A 7,365-nucleotide genomic window follows, 5' to 3' on the forward strand; every position below is an offset into this window, starting at 1 on the left:
CGCGTGCCAGGTCGGGGATGCTGGACAGGCCGTGGGCGAGGTCGTCGTCCGTCGGCTCGTCGTCGGGCAGCAGCCCGGCCTGGAACATCTCGTACGCGGCCAGGTCGAAGTGGCCGTGCCCGGACAGCGCGATGAGGATCGCCTTCGACTGGCCCTGCTCACGGCAGCGCAGCGCCTCGTCGATGGCGGCCCGCACCGCGTGCGCCGACTCGGGGGCGGGCACGATGCCCTCCTCGCGGGCGAACAGCACGCCGGCCTCGAAGCAGGCGGTCTGCCGTACCGCGACCGCCTCCATCAGCCCGTTCTCGACGGCCCGGCTGATCAGCGGCGAGATGTCGTGGGCGCGCAGCCCGCCGGCGTGCACGGGCGGCGGCACGAACTTGTGGCCCAGCGTGTGCATCCGCGACAGCGGGGTGAGCCGGGCCGCGTCGGAGTGGTCGTAGGCGATGCGGCCACGGGTCAGCGTGGGGCAGGCGACCGGTTCGGCCGCGACGAGCCGGATCTCGCGCCCGCGGCGCAGCTTGTCGCGCAGGAACGGGAAGCACATCCCGGCCAGGGTGCTGCCGCCGCCGCAGGGGCCGACCACGATGTCCGGGTAGTCCTCGGCGAGCTCCATCTGGAGCATCGCCTCCTGGCCGATGACGGTCTGGTGGGCGCACACGTGGTTGAGCGAGCTGCCGCGGGTGTAGCCCAGGTCGGGGTTGGCGTAGGCGACCTCCAGGGCCTCGGACTTGGCGATGCCGAGGCTGCCGGGGTGGTCGGGGTCCTCGGCCAGCACGGCCCGTCCGGCCGCGGTCAGCGGGCTGGGGCTGGAGTTGCAGACCGCGCCGTACGCCTCCATGAGGGCCCGGCGGTACGGCTTCTGCCGGTAGCTGACGCCCACCATGAACACCTGCGCGCTCAGCCCGAACATGGCCGCGGCCGAGGCGATCGAGCTGCCCCACTGGCCCGCGCCGGTCTCGGTGACCAGCCCCGTCTTGCCGATCTGCTTGTTGTAGTACGCCTGCGGCACCGCCGAGTTGGGCTTGAGGCTGCCGACCGGCGAGACGCCCTCGTACTTGTAGTAGATGCGGGCGGGGGTGTCCAGGGCGCGTTCGAGGCGGCGCGCCCGGTAGAGCGGGGTGGGCCGCCACTGGCGGTAGATGTCGCGGACCGGGCCGGGGATCTCGAACTCCGGCTCGGTGCTGAGCTCCTGGTCCACCAGGGGCTCGGCGATCGTCCTGCACAGCTCGGCCCGGGTGATCGCCGCGCCGGTGGCCGGGTCGAGGATCGGGGCCGGCTCGCCGAAGTCCGCGGCGATGTTCAGCCACGTGTACGGGATGTCGTCCTCGTGCAGGGTGTATTTGACGCTGTCGTTCAACGGATACCTCTCATAAGGACTTCGTCGATGGATGTCAGACGCCCGCTTCCGCGGTCAGCGAGCCCTTCACGGTCTGGTCCCCGCCGCCCAGCAGCGCGGGGTGGGACGTCCTGAAGCCCTCCAGGACCAGCTCGTAGGGGAAGTCGTCGAACTCGCCGTGCCAGTGCAGGAACTCCATGTGCCGCCGGCCTGCCTCGTCGTGCGGGTGGTAGACGCTGTCGGCGGTCCCGTCGAACTCCAGGGGCTTCAGGCGGTACAGCCGGCACAACATCTTGTTGAACACGGGGGTGGCCTTCACCCAGCGGCCTTCGAGCTGGACGGAGACCAGGCCGTGGAAGCGGAACACGTCGCCGCCGACGAGCTCCTTGAGCCGTCCGGAGGCCAGGTGGTTGCGCACGTCGGCGAACACCAGCCGGGACGGGATGCCGAGCGCACGGGCGGCGGCGGCGTACACCACCGACTTGTGCAGGCAGAAGCCGCTGCCCCGGGCGATGATCGTGCTGGCCCGCAGGCCGTCGCGGGACATGTCGATGTCGTAGACGTCGTACAGGATGGTGTCGCGCACCTTGTAGTAGAGGCGTACGGCCTGCTCGGTGGGCGTGGTGGCGCCCTCGACGGCCCGTTCGGCGAACTCGCGCACCACGGGGTGGCCGGCGTCCAGGAACTTCGTGGCGGCCAGGTCAGCGCTCATGTGTGTGACTCCTTGAGGCCGAGCATCCGGGCGATGCGGATCCGTTGCATCTCCGAGGTGCCGGAGTAGATGGTGCCGCCGACCGCGTCCCGGAGCTCCTTCTCCAGCCCGGTCCCGGTCAGGTAGCCGCTGCCGCCGAAGATCTGGATCGCGGCCAGCGCCGACCTGACGTTCGCCTCGCTGGTGACCACCTTGGCGATCGCGATGTCGGTGGCGACGTCCCGGCCGGCGGCGAAGCCGCGCGCGGCGTCGTACAACCAGCGCCGGGCGGTCTCCACGCCGATCTTCATGTCCACGATCTGGCCGGCGACCATCTGGAACGAGCCGATCGGCCGGCCGAACTGGCGGCGCCGGGAGGCGTGCTCGACGCAGCGGTCCAGCCGGTGCCGCATCGCGCCGGCCTGGACGATGAAGGAGCACAGGATCTCCCACCGCATCACGTGCTCCAGCACGGTGAAGCCCATGCCGGGCCGGCCCACCACGTTGGCGGCCGGGACCCGGCAGTCGCGCAGCGTCAGCTCGCCGAGCGGGGACGTGCGCAACCCCATCTTGGGCACGTCCGGGCCGGTCAGCAGGCCCGGGGTGTCCCGTTCGACCAGGAAGGCGGTCAGGCCGAACGGGCCCAGGTCGCGGTCGGTCACCGCGTAGACCACGATCAGGTCGGCGACCGGGCCGTTGGTCACGAACACCTTGTCGCCGTCGAGGATCCAGTCGTCGCCGTCCGGTTTGGCGGTCATGCCCATGCCCAGCACGTCGGAGCCGCCCCCGGGGTCGGTGATCGCGTGCGCGGTGATCGTCGTGCCGTCGCAGATGCCCGGCAGGTGGCGGGCCTTCAGCTCGGGGCTGCCGAAGCGTTGCAGCGGGATCCCGGCGCTCACGATCTGCGTGCAGAGCGAGAAGCACAGCCCGCCGTCCCGGCAGCCCTCGCCGAGGCCCTCCAGGACGTACATGGTGCTGAGCAGGTCCAGGCCGCGGCCGCCCCATTCCGGCGAGAACGGCAGGCGCAGCAGCCCGGAGGCGCGCACCTGCTCCCACTTGTGCGCCGGCAGGCCGGCGGTCCGGTCGGCGTCGCGGTCGGCGTCCAGGTGGCCTTCGCCCAGCACCTCGTACCAGTCCGCGAACTCGGCCCTGAGCTCGCGGTGTGTGTCGCTCCACTCGTCCATGGGTGACCAGATCCGTCAGTAGTGGGAGAACTCAGCCTCAGCGAGCTGGTGGCGCTCGTCGCCCTGCAGCGCGGGGGAGAAGACGCAGATCAGCCGCAGGTCCTCGCCGGGGTCGGCGATCAGGTGGTGCGGGTCGTTCTGGTCGAGCGCGTACATGGTGCCCGGCTCCAGGACGTGCTGGCGGCCGTCGGCGTCGATCACGGCGCCCCGGCCGCTGATGCAGTAGCACGCCTCCAGGTGCTTGCGGTACTGGAGGGGGGAGCTGGTGCCGGCCCAGACGATCGTGTCGGTGAGGGAGTAGCCCATGCCGTCGCGCTCGACCAGGAAGCGGTGGCTCAGGCCGTTCCCCCACTCGACCGGCGTCACGTCAGAGATCTTGCGGATGATCATTGCAGTGTCCGTTCTGCTGGTGCTGATAATGCTTTTCCGACGAATTCGTCAATGGCGGCCACGGTCCGGAAGTTCTCCGGGGCGATGTCCAGCTCGTCGACCGGGACGTCGAACTCGTCCTTGATCCAGCCGATGAGCTTCAACAGGCCCAGACTGCTGATGACCCCGTTGCGGAAAAGGTCGTAGTCGGCCTCGAGTTCGTCGGGCGGAGTATCGGGGAGATACTCGGTCACCACGAATTCTTTAATCCGGTGTGTGATGTCCACGAAAGGCAGCATCACACGCGCGCGCACGCGGCCGCATCTCCGAGAATGCGCGTGCCCGCAATAGGCTTTTGCGTGTCAGCCGATGCGCTTTCGGTCCACCTTTCCGGTCGAGGTGCGCGGGAACGGCTGCTCGACCAGCCTGATGGCGGACGGGATCGCGGCCCGCGGCAGCCGCATCGCGCAGTGCGTACGCAGGCGCAGCCCCGACAGCCGCCCCGGGCCCGTCCCGCGGACGAACGCGGTGAGCCGGGTCTCGGCGCCGTCCACGGCCGGGACGACGGCGGCCTCCAGGACGTCGTCGTGCTCCAGCAGCACCCGCTCGATCTGCTCCAGGTTCACCCGGATGCCGCGCACCTTGAGCTGGAAGTCGTCCCGGCCGACGAGGAACAGCCGGCCGGCGGCGTCCCGGCGGACCAGGTCGCCGGTGCGGAAGAAGCGGCGGCCGTCCGGCCCGGTCACGAACCTGCCGGTCGCCGCGGCCGGGTCCGGGGTCACGTACCCCTCGGTCTGGAAGGGCGTCCAGACCAGGAGCTCGGTGCCGCCGTCGTCCGGCGGGACGGGGGCCAGGTCGGGGCCGAAGGCCACGACGACGCCGGGCAGCGGGCGGCCGATCGGCAGGGGGGCGGGCCCGGCCGCCTCGGCGGCGTCGAACTCGTGCCAGAAGCTGTCGTTGGTCTCGGTGCAGCCGTAGACGTTGTGCAGCCGGGCGCGCGGGAACCTGCGCGGCAGGCCGGCGCGCAGCGGGACCGGCGCGTGGTCGCCGGTGACGATGACGTGCCGCACGCCGGGGAAGACGCCCTCCTCCAGCAGCTGGTACAGCATGGGCACGCCCTGGACGACGGTGACCCCGCAGGCGGCGAAGAAGTCGCAGACGTAGCGCGGGTTGGCGGCCAGCGCGGGGTCGACCAGGGCGACGCAGCCGCCGTGCCGCAGCGTGGCCCACACGTCCAGCAGGCACAGGTCGAAGTTGAGCGGCGCGTAGTTGAACACCACCTCGCCGGGGCCGAGGCCGAACGCGTCGCCGGCCCAGCCGGTGAACCGCGCCACCGCGCCCGCCGACAGCGGGACGATCTTCGGGGTGCCGGTCGAGCCGGACGTGGTCAGCATGAACGCGGTGTCCTGCTCGGTGACGGCCACGGGGTGGGGAACCGCGGGCCCGCCGCTGGGCTTGTTGTCGCGCCCGCCGATCACGGCGGTGACCACGTCGGGGTGTTCGGCGGCGTCCTCGGGGGTGGCGGCCAGCACCTCGACGCAGCCCGCCCGCGCGCACAGCTCGCCGAGCGCGACCGCGCCGAGGTCGATCGGCGGCAGCAGCAGCGGACGCCCGGCCGCCAGGCAGCCGAGCACCAGCGCGACCGCCTGCGGCGACTTACGGGCGAGCACCGCGACCGGGCCCGGTGCAAAAGCGTCGAGTTCTTTCTGGGCCCGTCCTGCCATGGCGGCCAGTTCGGCGTAGCTGACTTTTTCCGTCCTGGTTCGCAAGGCTGGTGCGGACGGTTCTCTCTCGGCGTGCGCGATGAAATCGCGGAGCAGTTCTGTGGTCATCGGAAGGTCACCCATCGATTTCTTGGTTGCCGGATACCAATGATTTTGTTCGATGTGCGACCGCGAAATCGGAGATGCGGGCTTCAGCTAATTGCCCGCGTCCGGCAGCTTCCTGCAACGCCTCGACCACGAGAACGGGTCAGGACCGTACTTCCAGTTCTTCGGCCCGCTCCGGCGGGCCGGCCGCCGGGGCGGGCCGCTCCTCCTCGGCGCGGGTGGCCAGCACGCAGCCGCCCAGGATCAGCGCGAACGAGACGACGATCAGGGCGGTCAGCGGCTCGTCCAGGATCAGCACCCCGGCGACGATCGCCACCGCCGGGTTCATGTACGTCGACACCAGCGCCCGCGACGGCCCGGCCTCCTTGATGAGCTCCACGAACACCACGAACGCCAGCCCGGTGCAGACCACGCCGAGGCCGCCCAGCGCCGCCAGCACCTGCCAGCTCGGCATGGCGGACGGCCAGGTCCAGATCGCGGCGGGCGTGTAGACCAGCGCGGCCAGGGTGAGGCAGGCGGCGGTCAGCGGGATGGTGGGCAGGTCCCGCAGGTGCCGGTCGGCGACGAGCGGGGCGATCGAGTAGCAGAGCGCGGTCAGCAGCACCTCGCCCATCGCCCAGGCGTCCCCGCCGCCCAGGTGCGGCCCGGCCAGCACGGCGACGCCGGCCAGGCCGATCACCAGCCCGATCCAGCGGGCCCTGCCGAGCCGTTCGCTGCCGCCGCTCAGGCGGGCCAGCGCCACGCCGAGGATGGGCGCCGCGGCGATCAGCAGGCCGCTGGTCGAGCTGGTCAGCCGCCGTTCGGCGTCCGACAGCAGCCACCAGGGCGCCAGGATCTCCAGGCAGGCGAACGCGAAGACCGGCCGCCAGTACCGACGGACCATCGCCAGCTGCCCGCCGCGGATCGCCAGCGGCAGCAGCAGCGCGGCGCCGATCGCGGTGCGCGCGAAGACCAGCACGGGCACCGGCACGCCGCCGACCGCGACCTTGATGAGGAGGTAGGGGATGCCCCAGATCACGGACATCAGGGCGAACAGCACCCAGCCACGGCGGCTCACATGCGTCTCCTTGGGGTCGAGATGGACGGCCTGCTCATGAAATGTCTGCTCATGGACGGTCTGCTCAGGCGGAGGGCGGGGGAGCAGCCGGAGGGGCGGGAGCGGCGCCGGGGATGCGGGCCGGCGGCCTGCGGAAGACCGACGGCGAATCCATGAAAATCCTCCAGCCTATTCGCTGCCGCGCGACAATTCCCGCACGAAAGCAATTCTTCCCGAGAATCGCACGGCGCCCGTGTCGCGGCTTCTTTCAACGTGCTCTTTCAGTGGACAATCAGCTCGACGCCAAGGGATGCTGGACGCGCGACCGGAGTGCCGCCGATCGGTGTCCTCGCAGGTCAGCCGCGAAATCACCGGCCCTCGCCGGACGGCATCGGGCCGTTGGTCCCGCCGCGCCAAGCCGTGCACTGTCACCCTGAAACGGAGGGAAACCACCATGACCGATAAATCCCCCAATCCCGCGCTCCGGCAGCTCGACGTCCTCATCGGCACCTGGCGGGTCAGCAACGTCGAGGACGGCAAGGCGACCGACGCCGGCACCGTGCGCTTCGAATGGCTGGAGGGCGGCAACTTCCTGGTCCAGCACGTCGACCTGGCCGACACCAAGGCCGTGGAGTACATCGGCTACGACGAGGAGAGCAAGACCCTCAAGTCGCACCTGTTCGGCCAGTCCGCCGAGATCCTCAAGTACACCTGGGAGGTCAGCGGCGACACGCTGACCATCTGGTACGGCGACCAGGGCTCGCCCGCCCGCTTCGTCGGCAAGTTCAGCGAGGACGGCGACACCAACTCCGGCGCCTGGGAGTGGCCCGGCGGCGGCTACCATCACCGTGCGCAGGGAGACGACCAGCAGGCCGAGCGTCGGCACCAGCCAGAACAGGCCGAGCACGATCATGATC

General features: G+C 70.8%; 8 protein-coding genes. 1 reads left to right on the forward strand and 7 read right to left on the reverse strand.

The window, feature by feature from the left end:
* From ACWCSD_RS43535 to ACWCSD_RS43565, 7 genes are all read right to left on the reverse strand, one after another.
* The coding region (locus tag ACWCSD_RS43535; RefSeq protein ID WP_449924029.1) for a TrpB-like pyridoxal phosphate-dependent enzyme at window positions 1-1,360 on the reverse strand (1,360 nt) is incomplete at its 3' end.
* A 34-nt stretch (window positions 1,361-1,394) separates the two neighbouring features.
* Window positions 1,395-2,051 carry a transglutaminase family protein gene (locus ACWCSD_RS43540; RefSeq protein ID WP_397163331.1) on the reverse strand — a complete coding sequence of 219 codons (657 nt, stop codon included), beginning with the start codon at window positions 2,049-2,051 and terminating at the stop codon, window positions 1,395-1,397.
* Window positions 2,048-3,214, reverse strand: a complete 1,167-nt coding sequence (locus ACWCSD_RS43545) for an acyl-CoA dehydrogenase family protein (protein ID WP_358284364.1) — start codon at window positions 3,212-3,214, stop codon at window positions 2,048-2,050. Before ACWCSD_RS43545 ends, ACWCSD_RS43540 begins: the two co-directional genes overlap by 4 nt.
* 15 nt (window positions 3,215-3,229) lie before the next feature.
* Complete coding sequence (locus ACWCSD_RS43550; protein ID WP_352323183.1) at window positions 3,230-3,604, reverse strand: ectoine synthase; 375 nt, start codon at window positions 3,602-3,604, stop codon at window positions 3,230-3,232.
* Window positions 3,601-3,897 carry an acyl carrier protein gene (locus tag ACWCSD_RS43555; RefSeq protein WP_449924034.1) on the reverse strand — a complete coding sequence of 99 codons (297 nt, stop codon included), beginning with the start codon at window positions 3,895-3,897 and terminating at the stop codon, window positions 3,601-3,603. The genes ACWCSD_RS43550 and ACWCSD_RS43555 overlap by 4 nt, the downstream gene beginning before the upstream one ends.
* Before the next feature lie 48 nt (window positions 3,898-3,945).
* Window positions 3,946-5,430, reverse strand: a complete 1,485-nt coding sequence (locus ACWCSD_RS43560; protein WP_449924037.1) for an AMP-binding protein — start codon at window positions 5,428-5,430, stop codon at window positions 3,946-3,948.
* A 124-nt stretch (window positions 5,431-5,554) separates the two neighbouring features.
* Window positions 5,555-6,469, reverse strand: coding sequence for a DMT family transporter (locus ACWCSD_RS43565; RefSeq protein WP_397163336.1), 915 nt, complete (start codon window positions 6,467-6,469; stop codon window positions 5,555-5,557).
* Between the two features lie 433 nt (window positions 6,470-6,902).
* Between ACWCSD_RS43565 and ACWCSD_RS43570 the strand changes: the two genes are divergently transcribed.
* Window positions 6,903-7,365 (forward strand): hypothetical protein (locus ACWCSD_RS43570; RefSeq protein ID WP_449924040.1); only part of this gene is annotated, 463 nt, incomplete at its 3' end.

Source organism: Nonomuraea sp. NPDC001684 (assembly GCF_053596515.1).

Bases quoted from the DNA above. Each gene is read 5' to 3' on its own strand.
- ACWCSD_RS43540 (WP_397163331.1), bottom strand. From the start codon at position 2,051: ATGAGCGCTGACCTGGCCGCCACGAAGTTCCTGGACGCCGGCCACCCC.
- ACWCSD_RS43545 (WP_358284364.1), bottom strand. From the start codon at position 3,214: ATGGACGAGTGGAGCGACACACACCGCGAGCTCAGGGCCGAGTTCGCG.
- ACWCSD_RS43550 (WP_352323183.1), bottom strand. From the start codon at position 3,604: ATGATCATCCGCAAGATCTCTGACGTGACGCCGGTCGAGTGGGGGAAC.
- ACWCSD_RS43560 (WP_449924037.1), bottom strand. From the start codon at position 5,430: ATGGGTGACCTTCCGATGACCACAGAACTGCTCCGCGATTTCATCGCG.